Source organism: Herbiconiux sp., from assembly GCF_023264895.1.
In the GTDB taxonomy this organism is placed as follows: domain Bacteria; phylum Actinomycetota; class Actinomycetes; order Actinomycetales; family Microbacteriaceae; genus Herbiconiux.
In genome coordinates this window covers 1-16,811 of record NZ_JAHFUY010000095.1, presented here as the reverse complement: position 1 = coordinate 16,811, position 16,811 = coordinate 1, and the positions used below count along the sequence as shown (strand labels likewise).

Sequence of the window (16,811 nt, the reverse complement as noted above, 5' to 3'; positions counted from 1 at the left end):
ACATCGACTACGGCTTCTACGAGGCCAAGACGACGTTCGGCCGCATCGGTGTGAAGGTCTGGATCTACAAGGGCGACATCACCAACAAGGAGCTCGCTCGCGAGCAGGCCAACCAGAAGTCGTCGCGCCCCGAGCGCGGTGACCGTGACCGTCCGCGCCGCAACTCCGCCCCCAAGGCGGACGCACCGGTCGCAGCAGGAGTTGAGGCGTAACCATGCTTATCCCCCGTCGAGTAAAGCACCGCAAGCAGCACCACCCGGGACGCAGTGGCCAGGCCACCGGCGGCACCACGGTGAACTTCGGTGAGTACGGCATCCAGGCCCTCACCCCCGCCTACGTGACCAACCGTCAGATCGAGTCCGCTCGTATCGCGATGACCCGTCACATCAAGCGTGGTGGAAAGGTGTGGATCAACATCTACCCCGACCGTCCGCTCACGAAGAAGCCTGCTGAGACCCGCATGGGTTCCGGTAAGGGTTCGCCCGAGTGGTGGGTCGCCAACGTCAAGCCGGGACGCGTGCTGTTCGAGCTGAGCGGGGTCAACGAGACCATCGCTCGCGAGGCACTGACCCGTGCAATTCACAAGCTGCCTCTCAAGGCACGCATCATCAAGCGCGAGGAGGGCGACGCGTAATGGCGATCGGTTCTAAGGAGCTCGCCTCGGCGGAGCTCGACACGTTCGAAGATTCCCGACTTCTCGAGGAGCTTCGCAAGGCCAAGGAAGAGCTGTTCAACCTGCGCTTCCAGTCGGCCACCGGGCAGCTCGAAAGCCACGGGCGCCTGCGCTCCGTGAAGCGCGACATCGCTCGTATCTACACCGTCATCCGTGAGCGCGAGCTCGGCATCCGTGCCACTCCCGCCCCCGTCGAGGCTCCGGCCAAGACGACCAAGAAGTCATCCAAGAAGGCCGCTGACGCTGCCGAGACCGAGGAGGCCAGCAAGTAATGGCTAAAACCGAAGAGAAGGTCACGGACGCCGGACACGAGTCGGCCGCCCACGACGTCAAGGACGAGGCAGCCCGCGGGTACCGCAAGGCCCGCCGCGGCTACGTCACCAGCGACAAGATGGACAAGACCATCGTCGTCGAGGTCGAGGACCGCGTGAAGCACCCGCTGTACGGCAAGGTCATCCGCCGCACCTCCAAGGTGAAGGCGCACGACGAGACCAACAGCGCCGGCATCGGCGACCTCGTGCTCATCAACGAGACCCGTCCCCTGTCAGCGTCCAAGCGCTGGCGCCTGGTCGAGATCCTGGAAAAGGCGAAGTAAATGCTGCAGCAAGAATCACGAGTCAAGGTCGCCGACAACACCGGCGCCAAGGAGCTCCTGACGATTCGCGTGCTCGGTGGATCGGGCCGTCGCTACGCCGGCCTCGGCGATGTCATCGTCGCGACCGTCAAGGACGCCATCCCCGGCGGAAACGTCAAGAAGGGCGATGTGGTCAAGGCCGTCATCGTCCGCACCGTCAAGTCGACCCGTCGTCCCGACGGCTCGTACATCAAGTTCGACGAGAACGCCGCAGTGATCCTGAAGAACGACGGTGACCCCCGTGGCACCCGCATCTTCGGCCCCGTCGGTCGTGAGCTCCGTGACAAGAAGTTCATGAAGATCATCTCGCTGGCACCGGAGGTTATCTAGTCATGGCGAACATCAAGAAGGGTGACCTGGTTCAGGTCATCTCCGGATCCAGCGAGGCCCGCGGCGGAGACCGCGGCAAGCAGGGTCGTGTCATCGAGGTGCTGGTCGAGAAGGACCGCGTCATCGTCGAGGGCGTGAACTTCGTCACGAAGCACGTCCGCGTCGGCCAGTCGCAGCGCGGCACCAAGACCGGCGGCATCGAGACGATGGAGGCGCCGATCCACGTGTCGAACGTCGCCCTCGTCGACCCCGAGACCAAGAAGCCGACCCGCGTCGGCCACCGCAACGAAGAAGTCACGAAGGACGGCGTCACCAAGACGGTCCGCGTTCGTTACGCGAAGAAGTCAGGAAAAGACCTCTGATGAGCACCGAGACTGCCGCGCCCGCTGGCAAAATCCAGCCGCGCCTGAAGCAGAAGTACAAGAACGAGATCGTCGCGCAGCTGACGAAGGACTTCGACTTCACGAACGTGCACCAGGTGCCCGGGCTCGTGAAGATCGTGGTCAACACCGGTGTCGGCGAGGCCGCCCGCGATGGCAAGGTCATCGACGGCGCGGTCAAGGACCTCACCGCGATCACCGGTCAGAAGCCCCAGGTCACGAAGGCCCGCAAGTCGATCGCGCAGTTCAAGCTGCGTGAGGGACAGCCCATCGGCGCTCACGTCACGCTCCGTGGCGACCGCGCCTGGGAGTTCCTGGACCGCCTTCTCTCGCTCGCGCTTCCCCGTATCCGCGACTTCCGTGGCCTCTCGGACAAGCAGTTCGACGGCCGCGGCAACTACACCTTCGGTCTGACCGAGCAGTCGATGTTCCACGAGATCGACCAGGACAAGATCGACCGCGTGCGTGGCTTCGACATCACCGTCGTGACCACCGCGAAGACCGACGACGAGGGACGCGCGCTGCTCAAGGCGCTCGGCTTCCCCTTCAAGACGGCCGAAAACTCCTAAGCACCACCCCACCCACGACGACCACAGGTCGGCTCGCTCGTAAAGCGTGTCCGAAACCAGGCGCGAAAGGCAACACATCATGACAATGACAGATCCGGTCGCAGACATGCTGACCAGACTGCGCAACGCGAACTCGGCACACCACGACACCGTGTCGATGCCGCACTCGAAGCTCAAGTCGCACATCGCCGAGATCCTCAAGTCGGAGGGCTACATCTCCGGCTGGGAGGTCGCCGACGCCAAGGTCGGCCAGACGCTCACGCTGAGCCTGAAGTTCGGCCCCAACCGCGAGCGTTCGATCGCGGGCATCAAGCGCGTCTCCAAGCCCGGTCTCCGCGTCTACGCGAAGTCGACCGAGATCCCCACCGTGCTCGGTGGCCTCGGCGTCGCGATCCTGTCCACCTCCTCTGGTCTCCTCACGGACCGTCAGGCGAGCAAGAAGGGCGTGGGTGGGGAAGTCCTCGCCTACGTGTGGTAACCGACAATGTCACGTATCGGACGTCTTCCCATCGACATCCCCACCGGCGTCACCGTCTCGATCGCCGGCCAGGACGTCACCGTCAAGGGCCCGAAGGGTGAGCTCGCGCTCACCATCGCCGCTCCCATCGCCGCCACGGTCGAGGAGAACCAGGTTCTCGTCACCCGTCCCGACGACGAGCGCACCTCGCGTTCGCTGCACGGTCTGACCCGCACCCTGATCGCCAACCAGATCATCGGCGTCACCACGGGCTACTCCAAGAGCCTCGAGGTCGTCGGCACGGGTTACCGCGTCGCCGCCAAGGGCTCCGGCGTGGAGTTCGCGCTCGGGTACTCCCACCCCATCTCGGTCGAACCGCCTGCGGGCATCACGTTCACCGTCGAGGGCAACAACAAGCTCACGGTCAACGGCATCGACAAGCAGGCCGTCGGTGAGGTTGCCGCCAACATTCGCAAGCTGCGCAAGCCCGAGCCCTACAAGGGCAAGGGTGTGCGCTACGCCGGCGAGGTCGTTCGCCGCAAGGCCGGAAAGAGTGGTAAGTAAGCCATGGCTACTGGAACCAGAGGAAAGTCGAAGTCCGCAGCCCGCGACCGCCGGCACGCGCGACTCCGCAAGAAGGTCGAAGGCACCCCGGCGCGTCCGCGTCTCGTGGTCACCCGTTCGGCTCGTCACGTCTTCGTGCAGGTCGTCGACGACAGCAAGGGTCACACCCTCGCGTCGGCCTCGACCCTCGAGACCGATCTCCGCAGCTTCGACGGTGACAAGACCGCCAAGGCGAAGAAGGTCGGCGAGCTCGTGGCCGAGCGCGCCAAGCTGGCCGGCATCGAGGCCGTGGTCTTCGACCGCGGCGGTAACCGTTACGCCGGTCGTGTCGCCGCGATCGCCGATGGAGCACGAGAGGGCGGTCTGAACCTGTGAGCGAGAACATCAAGGAGCCCGACGTGGCAGCAATCACCGAGGCGCCCGTGGAGACGGCCGCATCGAGCGGCCAGAACCAGAGCGAGCCCCGCGAGGCACGCCGTGGCGGCCGTGAGCGCAACCCCAACCGCGGTGACCGCGGTGGGCGCGACGCCGACAAGAGCCAGTTCCTGGAGCGCGTCGTCACCATCAACCGCGTCTCGAAGGTCGTGAAGGGTGGTCGTCGCTTCAGCTTCACCGCTCTCGTGGTCGTCGGCGACGGCAACGGCCTGGTGGGCGTCGGCTACGGCAAGGCCCGCGAGGTCCCGACCGCCATCTCCAAGGGCGTCGAGGAGGCGAAGAAGAACTTCTTCCGCGTCCCCCGCGTCGGCAACACGATCCCCCACCCGGTTCAGGGTGAGGCGGCCGCCGGTGTGGTGCTCCTGCGCCCCGCCGCCGCCGGTACCGGCGTCATCGCCGGTGGCCCGGTGCGCGCCGTCCTCGAGTGCGCCGGCATCCACGACATCCTCTCGAAGTCGCTCGGCTCGTCGAACACGATCAACATCGTGCACGCGACCGTGGAGGCGCTGCAGCAGCTCGAAGAGCCGCGCGCCGTCGCCGCTCGTCGTGGCCTCGACTTCGAAGACGTCGCCCCGGCCCGCCTCGTGCGCGCCGAGGCCGACGCTCTAGCTGCGAAGGCAGGTGCATGATGGCGAACCTGAAGGTGACCCAGATCAAGTCCAAGATCAGCGAGAAGCAGAACCAGCGGGACACGCTGCGCAGCCTCGGACTGAAGAAGATCGGCCAGAGCGTCGTTCGCGAAGACAACGCCCAGAACCGGGGCTACGTGCGCACCGTCGCACACCTGGTGAAGGTCGAGGAGATTGACTAATGGCTGAAGAAGAAGCCAAGGAGACCGCGAAGGCGGCTCCGAAGAAGGCTGCCGCCCCCAAGAAGGCGCCCGCCGAGAAGGCCGCCCCCAAGGCTGCTGCGGAGAAGGCTCCGGCCAAGGCCGCCGCTCCCAAGAAGGCTGCTGCGCCGAAGGCCGCCGCGCCCAAGGCCGACAAGGCCGCCGACGCCGAGGTGAAGGCCCCGGCCGCCGCCAAGGCGCCCAAGGCCGCTGCCAAGGCCGACGAGGCCGCTGCTCCCCGCGAGCAGGTGCTGAAGGTCCACCACCTCCGTCCCGCCCCCGGCGCCAAGAAGGCACGCACGCGTGTCGGCCGTGGTGAGGGCTCGAAGGGCAAGACCGCCGGCCGTGGCACCAAGGGCACGAAGGCCCGCTACCAGGTGCGCGTCGGCTTCGAGGGTGGGCAGATGCCGCTGCACATGCGCACCCCGAAGCTCCGCGGCTTCAAGAACCCGTTCCGCGTGGAGTACCAGGTCGTGAACCTGGAGAAGCTCGCGGAGCTCTACCCCGCCGGTGGAGATGTCACCATCTCCGACCTGGTGGCCAAGGGCGCGGTTCGCAAGAACGAGAAGGTCAAGGTCCTCGGGGATGGCGACATCTCCGTGAAGCTGACCGTCGCGGTCGACAAGGTCTCCGGCTCCGCCGAGCAGAAGATCGTCGCCGCGGGTGGTTCCGTCAAGTAGGTATCGCTGATCCGGTGACCCGATCCGTAGACCGAGCACAGATACGTCACGAGAATGATGTAGCCTGTCGAGGCCACGAATCGGGTCACCGGATTTCTTGGCATTGAGCCACACGAACGCAGGAGGCCCTTTTTGTTCAAAGCCGTCGCGAGGATCTTCCGTACGCCGGATCTCCGCAGAAAGATTGGCTTCACGCTCGGCATCGTCGCGCTGTTCCGTCTGGGATCATTCATCCCCGCTCCCTTCGTGGACTTCGGAAACGTGCAGACCTGTCTGGTGGCCAACCAAGGCACGTCGGGCCTCTACGAGCTCGTCAACCTGTTCTCAGGTGGCGCGCTGCTCCAGCTGTCGATCTTCGCGCTGGGCATCATGCCGTACATCACGGCGTCGATCATCGTGCAGCTGCTGCGCGTGGTCATCCCCCACTTCGAGACCCTCCACAAGGAGGGCCAGGCCGGTCAGTCGAAGCTCACGCAGTACACGCGCTACCTGACCATCGCCCTCGGCGTGCTGCAGTCGACGACGCTCATCACGGTGGCCCGCTCGGGCGCCCTGTTCGGCACCTCGACCGTCGCCGAGTGCGGCCAGCTGATCACCAACGACGCCTGGTACGCGATCCTGCTCATGGTCATCACCATGACCGCGGGCACCGGTGTCATCATGTGGTTCGGCGAGATGATCACCGAGCGCGGCATCGGCAATGGCATGTCGCTGCTGATCTTCACCTCGATCGCCTCCACCTTCCCGTCGTCGCTCTGGCTCATCGCCGAGACCCGCGGCTTCGAGACCTTCCTGCTGGTGCTCGGTGTGGGAATCGCGGTGGTCGCGGCCGTCGTGTTCGTGGAGCTCTACCAGAGGCGCATCCCTGTGCAGTACGCCAAGCGCGTGGTGGGCAGGCGCACCTACGGCGGCAACAACACGTACATCCCGATCAAGGTCAACATGGCCGGCGTGGTGCCCGTCATCTTCGCCTCGTCGCTGCTGTACCTGCCGGCTCTCATCGCGCAGTTCAACCAGCCTGCAGCGGGGGAGACCCCGGCCGGCTGGGTGACCTGGATCAACAACTACCTGGTGCGCGGCGATCACCCGCTCTACATGCTGCTGTACTTCCTGCTCATCGTCGGCTTCACCTACTTCTACGTCGCGATCACCTTCAACCCCGAAGAGGTCGCCGACAACATGAAGAAGTTCGGTGGCTTCATCCCCGGCATCCGCGCGGGCCGCCCGACGGCCGAGTACCTCGACTACGTGCTGACCCGCATCACGCTGCCCGGCTCGATCTACCTGGGTCTCGTCGCACTGCTTCCGCTGATAGCGCTCGTGCTGGTGGGGGCGAACCAGAACTTCCCGTTCGGTGGTGCGTCGATCCTGATCATCGTGGGTGTCGGACTCGAGACCGTGAAGCAGATCGACTCCCAGCTGCAGCAGCGGCACTATGAGGGACTGCTTCGATGAGGCTGCTGCTCATCGGGCCGCCCGGTGCCGGCAAGGGCACGCAGGCGGCCCGCCTGTCGAAGAACTACGGCATCCCCGCGATCTCGACCGGCGACATCTTCCGCGAGAACGTCAAGGCCGGCACCGAGCTCGGGCTCAAGGCCAAGGAGTACATGGACGCGGGGCAGTACGTGCCCGATGCGCTCACGAACGACCTGGTGCGAGACCGTCTCGGTCAGAGCGACGCGGCCGACGGCTTCCTGCTCGACGGCTACCCGCGGACCCTGCAGCAGGTCGAGGAGCTCGACGACATCCTCGGTGTGGCGGCCGTCACCCTCGACGCGGTCGTCGTGCTCACCGCCGACACCGACGAGGTCGTCTCCCGGCTGCTCAAGCGCTCGGCCGAGCAGGGCCGCAGCGACGACACCGAAGAGGTCATCCGCAAGCGGCTCGACGTCTACGCCGAGCAGACCGCTCCGCTGATCGCGGTCTACGCCGGGCGCCAGCTCGTGCTCGAGGTCGACGGCCTCGGCAGCGTCGATGAGGTCACCGAGCGCATCGTCGACGCGCTCTCCGGCCACTGAGCCGGATGCTGGGCCGCAACAAGGGCATCTACAAGACGCCCGCCGAGCTCCGGCTCATGGTCGAGCCGGGTCTCGTGACCGCGGCCTCGCTCGCGGCCGTTCGCGAGGCCATCGCTCCCGGCGTCTCGACCCTCGAGCTGGATGCCATCGCGGACCGGGTCATCCGGGAGCGTGGCGGCCGCTCGAACTTCCAGCTGGTGCCCGGATACGCGCACACCGTCTGCGCGTCGGTCAACGACGACATCGTCCACGGCATCCCCGGCGCGCGCCTGCTGCAGCCGGGCGACATCGTGTCGATCGACAGCGGGGCCGATGTGGGCGGGTGGAACGGCGACTCGGCGATGACCGTGGTGCTCGACGACCCGACCCGGCCCGACGAGGTCGCCGCGCGCCGCCTGCTCTCCGACGTCACCGAGCAGTCGCTCTGGCACGGCATCGCGCGGCTCGCGACCGCCCGGCACCTCAACGAGGTGGGCGAGGCGATCGAGGAGTACGTGGAGGAGCATCCGTCGGTGGCCCAGGGGGCTGTCTACGGCATCCTCACCGACTACATCGGGCACGGGATCGGGCGCAGCATGCACGAGGCGCCGCCGGTGTTCAACTACCGCGTGCGCCAGCGCGGACCCGAGGTGAAGCCCGGGCTCGTGGTGGCGATCGAGCCGATGATCACCGCCGGCACGACCGAGACGTTCGTGCGCGACGACGAGTGGACCGTGGCCTCGGCCGACGGCAGCATGTCGAGCCACTGGGAGCACTCCGTGGCCGTGCACAAGGACGGCATCTGGGTGCTGACCGCCGAAGACGGGGGAGCGGCAGCGCTCGCACCGCTCGGCGTGACGCCGGTCCCGATCCCGTAGCAGGCGCCGAGGCCGGGCCTCAGGCCTCCATGACGTGCACGAGCTCGTCGATGAAGGACGCGAAGTCGTTCGAGCGGCGCACGATACGCTGCAGGTCGTCGCGGTCGGAGAAGACCTCGACCAGCTGGTCGAAGACGGTCTGGAAGGCACGCCGGCCGCTCTCGCTGAAGGCGATCAGGGCGATGACGTTGACGCGGTTCTCGCCCCACGCCATGGGGGTCTCGTTGACGACGATCGAGATCGCGGTGCGGCTGGCGCTCATGACCATGGCGTGGGGGACAGCGATGGTGTCGGTGAAGGCGGTCGACGACATCCGCTCGCGCTCGATCGCGCCCTCGACGTAGCTGTCGTCGATGACGCGGAGCCCGACCATGGCGCGACCGAGGGTGCGGATCATCTCGGCCTCGGACGCGGCGGAGAGGTTCCGCCAGAAGAGCCGCTCGTCGAAGTACTGCAGCAGCTCGTCCTTCAGCCGCATGCGCCGGCGATGGCGACGCACGGCGGTCACGCCCCGGCGCACGGCGTCGATGTCGGCCTCAGTGAGGAAGGGCGGCACGACCACCACGTTCTCGCGCGCGGCCTGCACGGGGATGGTCGTGACGACGATGTCGGAGGAGAGGGCGTTCCAGTCGACGTCGGCGCGCGTGATGACGACCTCGACCTCGAGCTCGGAGCCGAGAGCGGCCTCGAGCCGCTCCCGGAGCGCGAGGTGCATGTCGTAGTAGTTCGGGCTCACGATCGCGCAGCTCACGCGCTCCTGGCGGAGGTTCTGGCGCTCGAGGTACGAGCCCACGTGCAGGGCGATGTAGGCGATCTCGTCCTCGTTGACCGTGATGTCGTAGCCGCGCTGGATCTGGCTGGCGATGAAGACGGCGAGCTCGTAGATCATCGGGTACGAGCCCTTGATGGAGCGCGTCATGGGATTGCGGGAGAACGAGTTCTCCTGGGCGCGCGCCACGAGGTTCCGGATGTGGAGGCCGAGCCGCACCGTGAAGTCCTCGTCGTCGAGGTCGACGAGGTACTCGTCGCTCGCGAGCCGCACGATCCGCCGCATCTCGGCGAGATCCTCCGCGCCGAGGTAGGTCTCGGCCACGAACTCGGTGGGCTCGTTGTGCCCGGGGGTCAGCACCCGCGTGGTGAGGAGCACGGAGAGGTAGCTGAGCTCGCGCACGCCGAGTGCCGCATCGAAGTGCGAGCGGATGAGGTCGTCGAGGTGACCGGCGACCTCGCGGATCGTCTCGGACGCCTTCGGGCCCTCCACCGGTTCGATCGAGAGGTTCTTGCCCACCCGGTCGACCGCGATCACGATGTGGAGCAGAACGTTGTCGATCGAGTACTCGTTGACGAAGTAGCCGTTGCCGTCGAGCATCGCGATGAGGTCCGACTTGAAGCCCGAGAGGTTCTCGGAGGAGAACTCGCGCTGGATGTTCTCGAGGTCGAGGAAGCCCTGCGCGCTCTCGTCCCGGAACACCCGGCTCAGCAGCCGCCGGCGGTTGAGCTCGCTGCCCACGAGCGACACCGTGCTGCCTCGACGCGCGAGCGAGAGCCCTGCGTCGTCGACGAGGAGCTTGGCCTTTCGGAGGTCGGCCTCCACGGTGGACTCGCTCACGAAGAGATTCGCCGCCAGGTCGTAGAGGTCGAGCCCCGCCGGGGCATCGCCGAGCGCGCGGATGATGAAGTGCACGCGCTCGCGCGGGCTCCCGCCGTCGGTCTCGCGCGAACGCCGTGCGGCCACGAACGTGGCGTAGGCCTCGCGGTTGAGGCGGTAGCCGCTGGTGGAGGAGGCGATGACCTCGAGCGGTTTCGCCGCCGTCTTGACGCTCGTGACGTAGCTCCGCACGCTCCGGGTCGTCACCCCGAGCCGGTCCGCGAGTTCGCCCGCCGTGACCCAGTCGTCGGCCGCCGCGAGGTAGTCCAGCAGACGCTCGTACTTCGCTCTCATCACCAGTCACCCTAGACGCTTCCGGGGGTGCGGAAGGAAAGCTGCTGGATGCGTGGGCGGGGATGACGGAGTATCGATGGAGATCGAAGCAGGACGCGAGGAGGCGTGCGTGGACAAGGTGCTCATCGTCTGCGGTGCAGGAGCATCGAGCACCTTTCTCGCGCTCCGGTTGCGCCGGGTGGCCCGGGATCGCGACCTCGACCTGATCGTCGAGGCCGGCACGCTGCCGGACGTCGACGAGAGGCTCGCCGCCACGCGCGTGCTGCTGGTCGGACCCCACCTCTCCGCGCAGTTCGAGGAACTGGACAGCCGCGCGCGAGCGGCGGGTGCGAGGGCCGCCCTGCTGCCGGACACCGTGTTCGGGCCAGACGGCGCGGAGATCGCCGCCGACATCGTGACAGGACTCCTCGCTCTGCCGCGGGGTCCGCAGAACATCGCTCAGGGATGAGCGGGAGCTAAGGAGATTGACTGATGGCTGAACGAACCGTCGAGATGGCATCCGCCCATGGGCTGCACGCGCGCCCGGCGTCGCTCTTCACCCAGGCCGTCGCGAAGGCGGGCCTTCCGGTGCAGCTCTCCAAGGGCGACAAGTCGGTGAACGCCGCGAGCATCCTGGGCGTGATCTCGCTCGGGATCGAGCAGGGTGACACCGTGACGCTCGTCTCCGAGGCCGAGGGCGCCGACGCGGTGCTCGACGAGCTCGCCCAGCTCCTCGCCACCGATCTGGACGCCGCCTGATGGGCGACGTGCTGCACGGCACCGGCATCGGCCGCGGCATCGCCGTGGGCACCGTGCTCCGGATGCCCGACCCGCTCCCCGAGCCCGCCGACGACACGAGCGCCCTGACGCCCGACGCCGAGAAGGAGCGCGCCCGCGCCTCCCTCGCCGCCACCGCCGCGATCATCCGCCTGCGCGGCGAGCGGGCGGGAGGCTCCGCCAAGGAGGTGCTCGAGGCGCAGGCCTTCATGGCCGAGGACCCGACGCTCATCGACGACGTGGGTGTGCGGATCGACTCGGGCAAGACCGCCGAGCGCGCCGTCTACGAGGCCTTCGCGGCGTTCCGCGACCTGCTCGTGAGCATGGGCGGCTACATGGGGGAGCGGGCCACCGACCTCGACGACGTCTCCCAGCGCGTGGTCGCGCACCTGCGGGGCGTGGCCGCTCCCGGTGTGCCCGACCCGGAGCATCCGTTCGTGCTCGTCGCCCGCGATCTCGCGCCGGCCGACACCGCGCTGCTCGACCTCTCCAAGGTTCTCGCCCTCGTGACGAGCGACGGCGGACCGACCTCGCACACCGCCATCCTCGCCCGCGAGAAGTCGATCGTGGCGGTCGTGGGAGTCGCCGGCGCGCTCGAGCTGGCCGACGGCATCGAGATCGTGGTCGACGCCGCGACCGGTGACGTCACGGTCGCCCCCGACGACGCGACCCGTGCAGCCGCCGAGTCGCGCGCCGCGGAGCTCAAGGCCGCTCGGAGCGCCGCGACCGGACCCGGTGCGCTCGCCGACGGCACGCCGGTGCCCCTGCTCGCGAACCTCGGCTCCGCCGACGGCGCTGCCGACGCGGTGGAGAAGGGGGCCGAGGGCGTCGGGCTCTTCCGCACCGAGTTCCTCTTCCTGGACTCCGCGACCGCTCCGACGGTGGAGGACCAGAAGGCGCAGTACGTGCGCCTTCTCCAGGCCTTCCCCGGCAAGAAGGTCGTCGTGCGCGCCCTCGACGCGGGCGCCGACAAGCCGCTGAGCTTCCTCAACGACGCCGCCGAGGAGAACCCGGCTCTCGGACTCCGCGGTCTGCGAGCCCTCCGCGCCAACGAGCCCATCCTGCGCGACCAGCTCCGCGCGCTCGCCGAGGCCGACGCCGAGACCGACGCCGACGTCTGGGTCATGGCGCCCATGGTCTCGACCGTCGAGGAGACCCGCTACTTCACCGCTCTCGCTCGCCAGCTCGGCCTGAAGACCGTCGGCGTCATGGTGGAGGTGCCCTCCTCCGCACTGCTGGCCGACCGCATCCTCGCCGACGCCGACTTCGCCTCCATCGGCACCAACGACCTCACCCAGTACACGCTCGCAGCCGACCGGCTGCTGGGCTCGGTCGCCTCGTTCCAGGATCCCTGGCACCCGGCCGTGCTGAAGCTCGTGGGCGAGGTCGGCAAGGCGGGACGCGCGACCGGCAAGCCCGTCGGCATCTGCGGCGAGGCGGCGGCCGACCCGCTGCTCGCCGTCGTGCTCGTGGGCCTGGGCGCCACGACGCTCTCGATGTCGCCGTCGGCGCTCGCCGACGTGCGGGCCGAGCTCGCCCGCTTCACCCTCGAGGAGGCCCGCCGGTTCGCCGAGCTGGCCCTCTCGGCCAACAGCGCCGTGGAGGCCCGCGCGGCGGTCACCTCCGCCGCGACCCCCTGAGACGCACCACACGAACACCACGCACCTAGCAATGCACCATCACCCGGACACCGAGAACACCACAGAAACGGAGCAGTCGTCATGACAACGACGTCAGAAACGAAGCAGGGAGGCGGAGCCCGCGTGCGCGTCCAGCGCTTCGGCACCTTCCTCAGCGGCATGGTCATGCCGAACATCCCGGCGTTCATCGCCTGGGGGCTCATCACGAGCCTCTTCATCGCCACCGGCTGGCTGCCCAACGGCATCCTGGGCGGCGGCGGCAACGTGGCCGACATCGGCTGGACGGGCGGGCTGACCCAGCTCACCCAGCCCGAGGAGGGCGAGCCGTTCACGGCGTACGTGGGCCTCGTCGGTCCCATGCTGACCTATCTGCTCCCCCTGCTGATCGCGAACACCGGCGGCCGGATGGTCTACGGCGCACGCGGCGGCGTGGTGGGCACGATCGCGACCATGGGTGTCATCGTGGGTGCGAGCATCCCGATGTTCATCGGCGCCATGATCATGGGCCCGCTCGCGGCGTGGCTGATGAAGAAGATCGACTCGCTGTGGGCAGGCAAGATCAAGGCCGGCTTCGAGATGCTGGTCGACAACTTCTCTGCCGGCATCCTCGGCTTCCTCCTCGCCATCGCCGGCTTCTTCGGGATCGCTCCCGTCATCCAGGCCATCAGCGCGGCCCTCGAGGCCGGCGTGAACTGGCTGACCACCCTGGGACTCCTCCCGCTCGTGAGCATCCTGGTCGAGCCGGGCAAGGTGCTGTTCCTCAACAACGCGATCAACCACGGCGTCTTCACGCCGCTCGGTGCCATCCAGGTCCAGGAGAGCGGCAAGTCGATCCTGTTCCTGATCGAATCGAACCCCGGTCCCGGCCTCGGCATCCTGATCGCCTTCTCGATCTTCGGCATCGGACTGGCCAAGGCGAGCGCCCCCGGAGCGGCCATCATCCAGTTCTTCGGCGGCATCCACGAGATCTACTTCCCCTATGTGCTGTCGAAGCCGCTGACCATCATCGCCGCGATCGCCGGTGGCGCCACCGGTGTCGCTGTGAACGTGCTCTTCCAGTCGGGCCTGCGCACTGCGGCTTCGCCCGGCTCGATCTTCGCGGTGCTCGCCGCGACGGCGCAGGACAGCTACGTCGGCGTGATCCTCTCGGTGATCGCGGCCGCGGCGGTGTCGTTCATCATCACGGCCGTCATCCTGCGGGCCAGCCGCAAGCGCGACCTCGAGCGCGGCGAGACCGGCGACCTGTCGGCGGCCGTGGCCAAGACCGAGGCCAACAAGGGCAAGGAGTCGAGCGTGCTCGGCAACCTCCGCGCCGAGGGCGTGCCCGCGGGCGACGCCGAGGCCGTGGCCGAGGAGACCTCGCTGCTCACCGACCAGCGCCCCATCTCGAACATCGTGTTCGCCTGCGACGCCGGAATGGGATCGAGCGCCATGGGCGCCTCGGTGCTGCGGAATAAGATCAAGAAGGCGGGCATCGACGGCGTCACCGTGGTGAACAAGTCGATCGCAAGCCTGGAGGATGACGTCGACCTCGTGATCACCCAGCGCGAGCTCACGCCGCGGGCGCAGGAGCGCACGCCGAGCGCGGAGCACGTGTCGGTCGACAACTTCATGAACAGCCCGCGGTACGAGGAAGTCATCGCGAAGCTCAAGCAGCAGCACGGCGTCGAGTAGACGCCTGCAGGAGAGGGAGAATCCCATGGCCGTACTGGAACCGTCGCAGATCCGACTGAGCGGCACCGCGCGCACCAAGGAGGACGCGATCGCCGAGGCGGCCGCCATCCTGGTCGCCGCCGGAGCCGTCACCGGGGAGTACCTCGACTTCATGCTCCAGCGTGAGGAGACGGTCTCGACGTACATGGGCAACTTCCTAGCCATCCCGCACGGCACGAACGAGGGCAAGGACACGATCCTCGAATCCGCGCTCTCGTTCGTGCGGTACGACGACGCCCTGGACTGGGGCGGCGAAGAGGTGCGCTTCGTGGTCGGCATCGCCGGCAAGGAGGGTGGCCACATGGACATCCTCACCAAGATCGCCATCGTGTTCAGCGATGACGACGAGGTCGCGAAGCTGCTGGCCGCGGGAACCCCCGACGAGATCCTCGAGATCCTCGGCGACGTCAACGAATAACAGCGAATGAAGGAGAGCCCCATGAAAGCCGTGCATTTCGGAGCCGGGAACATCGGCCGAGGCTTCGTGGGGCTCATCCTTCACGAGGCCGGCTACGAGCTCGTCTTCGCCGACGTGAACGCCGAGCTCATCGACGCGCTGGCGACATCGTCGAGCTACGACGTGCACGCGGTGGGGGAGGACTCCTCCACCCGCACGGTCACGGGCTATCGCGCCCTCAACAGCGGCAGCGACGAGGATGCGGTGGTCGCCGAGATCGCCACCGCATCGCTCGTGACGACGGCCGTGGGCCCGAACATCCTGAAGTTCGTGGCGCCCGTGATCGCCCGCGCCCTCGAGGCGCGCGAGGCGGCACTGCCGCCCCTGCACGTCATGGCGTGCGAGAACGCCATCAATGCGACGGATGCGCTGAAGGCCGAGATCGTGGGCCGTCTCGACGGCGGCGAGGCCTCCGAGGCGCTCGGCCACGCGATCTTCGCGAACACCGCCGTCGATCGCATCGTGCCGAACCAGGAGCCCGGTGCCGGGCTCGACGTGACGGTCGAGGACTTCTTCGAGTGGGCGATCGAGGAGGGGCCGTTCCAGGGAGCCGCCCCGAGCATCCCCGCCGCGCACTTCGTGGACGACCTCGCCCCTTACATCGAGCGCAAGCTCTTCACGGTCAACACCGGCCACGCCACCACGGCCTACCACGGCTGGATCGAGGGCGCCTCGACGCTCGCCGACGCACTCGCCGTGCCGCAGGTCTTCCGTGAGGTCAAGGCGGTTCTCGAGGAGACCAAGGCGCTCCTCGTGGCCAAGCACGAGTTCGACCCGGCCACACAGGAGGCCTACCTCGAGAAGAACCTCGTGCGCTTCGCGAACCCCTACCTCACCGACACCCCCGAGCGGGTCGGGCGCCAGCCGCTCCGCAAGATCAGCCGGCACGAGCGGTTCATCGGACCCGCCGCAGAGCTGGCCGAGCGAGGGCTGCCGCACGAGGCGCTGCTGCGCGCCGTGCGCGCCGCCCTGCGATTCGACGCCCCGAGCGATCCGCAGAGCGCCGAGCTCGCCGATCTGCTGACACGGCTGAGCCCCGAGGAGTTCGCCGCCCAGGTCTGCGGCATCGAGGCCAGGCACCCGCTGCATGACGGCCTCGTGGCCGTGGTGCGCTCTATAGACTCCGATCGGTGATTGCGCAAGGGCGATTCGTAGCGTAAGCTCGATCTTTGGTGTTTTGGGCCCGTTGTCACGCGACGACAGGCATCCGAATCTCCGCACGACCAGCAGAAACCTATTTTTAGCGACAGTGAGGCTATGGCCAAAAAAGACGGTGTTATCGAGATCGAAGGCGCAGTCGTCGAGGCGCTCCCGAACGCCATGTTCCGGGTGGAGCTGACGAACGGCCACAAGGTGCTTGCCCATATCTCGGGCAAGATGCGCCAGCACTACATCCGCATCCTCCCCGAGGACCGCGTGATCGTGGAGCTGAGCCCCTACGACCTCACCCGTGGCCGGATCGTCTACCGCTACAAGTAGCCGCTGCTGGAAAGTAACGGCCCCTGGCATTCCACGGGGTACGAGGACAGTGAAGAGAGAAAACAATGAAGGTCAACCCCAGCGTCAAGCCCATCTGCGAGCACTGCCGCGTCATCCGCCGCAACGGTCGCGTCATGGTGATCTGCAAGAGCAACCCGCGCCACAAGCAGCGCCAGGGCTAGCAAGAACTCCTGGGCTCCGGCCCGGACACAAGAAACGGCAGTGTCAGAAGCCGCCCGGTGAGAGCCGGGCGGCGGACACCTTCGGTCGGAGGCCGAAGCACATTCACTGTCACAGACCTCCACTCATCAACAGGAGATAGCCACAATGGCACGTCTAGCAGGAGTTGACATTCCCCGCGACAAGCGCGTGGAAGTTGCCCTCACGTACATCTACGG

Annotated in this window: 24 protein-coding genes and 2 pseudogenes; 25 read left to right on the top strand and 1 reads right to left on the bottom strand. The window is 67.4% G+C overall.

Features of this window, described 5'->3' with window-relative positions; all coding sequences use genetic code 11:
• From Q0D57_RS15945 to map, 16 genes and pseudogenes are all read left to right on the top strand, one after another.
• Window positions 1–212 (top strand): annotated as a pseudogene (locus Q0D57_RS15945) (30S ribosomal protein S3); the annotation flags it as partial.
• A gap of 2 nt (window positions 213–214) precedes the next feature.
• A complete protein-coding gene (gene rplP / locus Q0D57_RS15940; RefSeq protein ID WP_259479945.1) occupies window positions 215–634 on the top strand; it encodes a 50S ribosomal protein L16 in 420 nt (139 codons plus the stop codon).
• On the top strand, window positions 634–945 hold the full coding sequence (rpmC, locus tag Q0D57_RS15935; RefSeq protein WP_259525304.1) for a 50S ribosomal protein L29: 312 nt from the start codon (window positions 634–636) through the stop codon (window positions 943–945). The genes rplP and rpmC overlap by 1 nt, the downstream gene beginning before the upstream one ends.
• Window positions 945–1,268 carry a 30S ribosomal protein S17 gene (gene rpsQ, locus Q0D57_RS15930; RefSeq protein WP_291045851.1) on the top strand — a complete coding sequence of 108 codons (324 nt, stop codon included), beginning with the start codon at window positions 945–947 and terminating at the stop codon, window positions 1,266–1,268. The genes rpmC and rpsQ overlap by 1 nt, the downstream gene beginning before the upstream one ends.
• The gene (rplN, locus tag Q0D57_RS15925) at window positions 1,269–1,637 is read left to right on the top strand and encodes a 50S ribosomal protein L14 (RefSeq protein ID WP_137837171.1); all 369 of its coding nucleotides are present in this window, start codon (window positions 1,269–1,271) and stop codon (window positions 1,635–1,637) included.
• A 2-nt stretch (window positions 1,638–1,639) separates the two neighbouring features.
• Window positions 1,640–1,999 carry a 50S ribosomal protein L24 gene (rplX, locus tag Q0D57_RS15920; RefSeq protein WP_291045848.1) on the top strand — a complete coding sequence of 120 codons (360 nt, stop codon included), beginning with the start codon at window positions 1,640–1,642 and terminating at the stop codon, window positions 1,997–1,999.
• Window positions 1,999–2,586, top strand: a complete 588-nt coding sequence (rplE, locus tag Q0D57_RS15915; RefSeq protein WP_259525300.1) for a 50S ribosomal protein L5 — start codon at window positions 1,999–2,001, stop codon at window positions 2,584–2,586. The genes rplX and rplE overlap by 1 nt, the downstream gene beginning before the upstream one ends.
• A 79-nt stretch (window positions 2,587–2,665) precedes the next feature.
• Window positions 2,666–3,064 (top strand): 30S ribosomal protein S8, encoded by a 399-nt coding sequence (gene rpsH, locus Q0D57_RS15910; RefSeq protein ID WP_259525299.1) that lies wholly within the window; start codon window positions 2,666–2,668, stop codon window positions 3,062–3,064.
• A 6-nt stretch (window positions 3,065–3,070) separates the two neighbouring features.
• Window positions 3,071–3,607: a 50S ribosomal protein L6 gene (gene rplF / locus Q0D57_RS15905; protein ID WP_259525298.1), complete on the top strand. Its 537-nt coding sequence runs from the start codon at window positions 3,071–3,073 to the stop codon at window positions 3,605–3,607.
• 3 nt (window positions 3,608–3,610) lie between these two features.
• Complete coding sequence (gene rplR, locus Q0D57_RS15900; RefSeq protein ID WP_259525297.1) at window positions 3,611–3,982, top strand: 50S ribosomal protein L18; 372 nt, start codon at window positions 3,611–3,613, stop codon at window positions 3,980–3,982.
• 32 nt (window positions 3,983–4,014) lie between these two features.
• Complete coding sequence (rpsE, locus tag Q0D57_RS15895; RefSeq protein WP_291045857.1) at window positions 4,015–4,671, top strand: 30S ribosomal protein S5; 657 nt, start codon at window positions 4,015–4,017, stop codon at window positions 4,669–4,671.
• On the top strand, window positions 4,671–4,853 hold the full coding sequence (rpmD, locus tag Q0D57_RS15890) for a 50S ribosomal protein L30 (protein ID WP_291045855.1): 183 nt from the start codon (window positions 4,671–4,673) through the stop codon (window positions 4,851–4,853). The genes rpsE and rpmD overlap by 1 nt, the downstream gene beginning before the upstream one ends.
• Complete coding sequence (rplO, locus tag Q0D57_RS15885; RefSeq protein WP_291045843.1) at window positions 4,853–5,551, top strand: 50S ribosomal protein L15; 699 nt, start codon at window positions 4,853–4,855, stop codon at window positions 5,549–5,551. Before rpmD ends, rplO begins: the two co-directional genes overlap by 1 nt.
• 132 nt (window positions 5,552–5,683) lie before the next feature.
• On the top strand, window positions 5,684–7,006 hold the full coding sequence (gene secY / locus Q0D57_RS15880; RefSeq protein WP_291045841.1) for a preprotein translocase subunit SecY: 1,323 nt from the start codon (window positions 5,684–5,686) through the stop codon (window positions 7,004–7,006).
• Window positions 7,003–7,569 (top strand): adenylate kinase, encoded by a 567-nt coding sequence (locus Q0D57_RS15875; protein ID WP_291045839.1) that lies wholly within the window; start codon window positions 7,003–7,005, stop codon window positions 7,567–7,569. Before secY ends, Q0D57_RS15875 begins: the two co-directional genes overlap by 4 nt.
• Window positions 7,570–7,574: 5 nt before the next feature.
• Window positions 7,575–8,426 carry a type I methionyl aminopeptidase gene (gene map / locus Q0D57_RS15870; RefSeq protein WP_291045837.1) on the top strand — a complete coding sequence of 284 codons (852 nt, stop codon included), beginning with the start codon at window positions 7,575–7,577 and terminating at the stop codon, window positions 8,424–8,426.
• Window positions 8,427–8,445: 19 nt separating this feature from the next.
• On the opposite strand, the gene Q0D57_RS15865 is transcribed toward map, so the two are convergent.
• A complete protein-coding gene (locus Q0D57_RS15865; RefSeq protein ID WP_291045835.1) occupies window positions 8,446–10,368 on the bottom strand; it encodes a BglG family transcription antiterminator in 1,923 nt (640 codons plus the stop codon).
• A gap of 109 nt (window positions 10,369–10,477) precedes the next feature.
• Here Q0D57_RS15865 and Q0D57_RS15860 point away from each other — a divergent pair, with 109 nt between their 5' ends.
• The 9 genes and pseudogenes from Q0D57_RS15860 to rpsM all read left to right on the top strand — a co-directional run.
• Window positions 10,478–10,816, top strand: a complete 339-nt coding sequence (locus Q0D57_RS15860; RefSeq protein ID WP_291045833.1) for a PTS sugar transporter — start codon at window positions 10,478–10,480, stop codon at window positions 10,814–10,816.
• A 23-nt stretch (window positions 10,817–10,839) separates the two neighbouring features.
• Window positions 10,840–11,106, top strand: coding sequence for an HPr family phosphocarrier protein (locus Q0D57_RS15855; RefSeq protein ID WP_291045831.1), 267 nt, complete (start codon window positions 10,840–10,842; stop codon window positions 11,104–11,106).
• Window positions 11,106–12,764 carry a phosphoenolpyruvate--protein phosphotransferase gene (ptsP, locus tag Q0D57_RS15850; protein ID WP_291045829.1) on the top strand — a complete coding sequence of 553 codons (1,659 nt, stop codon included), beginning with the start codon at window positions 11,106–11,108 and terminating at the stop codon, window positions 12,762–12,764. Before Q0D57_RS15855 ends, ptsP begins: the two co-directional genes overlap by 1 nt.
• Window positions 12,765–12,845: 81 nt before the next feature.
• Window positions 12,846–14,438, top strand: coding sequence for a PTS mannitol transporter subunit IICB (locus Q0D57_RS15845; protein WP_291045827.1), 1,593 nt, complete (start codon window positions 12,846–12,848; stop codon window positions 14,436–14,438).
• A gap of 25 nt (window positions 14,439–14,463) precedes the next feature.
• Entirely contained in the window at window positions 14,464–14,895 is a 432-nt protein-coding gene (locus tag Q0D57_RS15840; protein WP_291045825.1) for a PTS sugar transporter subunit IIA, read from the top strand.
• A 21-nt stretch (window positions 14,896–14,916) separates the two neighbouring features.
• On the top strand, window positions 14,917–16,068 hold the full coding sequence (locus tag Q0D57_RS15835; RefSeq protein WP_291045823.1) for a mannitol-1-phosphate 5-dehydrogenase: 1,152 nt from the start codon (window positions 14,917–14,919) through the stop codon (window positions 16,066–16,068).
• Window positions 16,069–16,191: 123 nt separating this feature from the next.
• Entirely contained in the window at window positions 16,192–16,413 is a 222-nt protein-coding gene (gene infA, locus Q0D57_RS15830; protein WP_022883252.1) for a translation initiation factor IF-1, read from the top strand.
• Between the two features lie 65 nt (window positions 16,414–16,478).
• Window positions 16,479–16,595, top strand: a complete 117-nt coding sequence (gene rpmJ, locus Q0D57_RS15825) for a 50S ribosomal protein L36 (protein ID WP_022898361.1) — start codon at window positions 16,479–16,481, stop codon at window positions 16,593–16,595.
• Window positions 16,596–16,740: 145 nt separating this feature from the next.
• Window positions 16,741–16,811 (top strand): annotated as a pseudogene (gene rpsM / locus Q0D57_RS15820) (30S ribosomal protein S13); the annotation flags it as partial.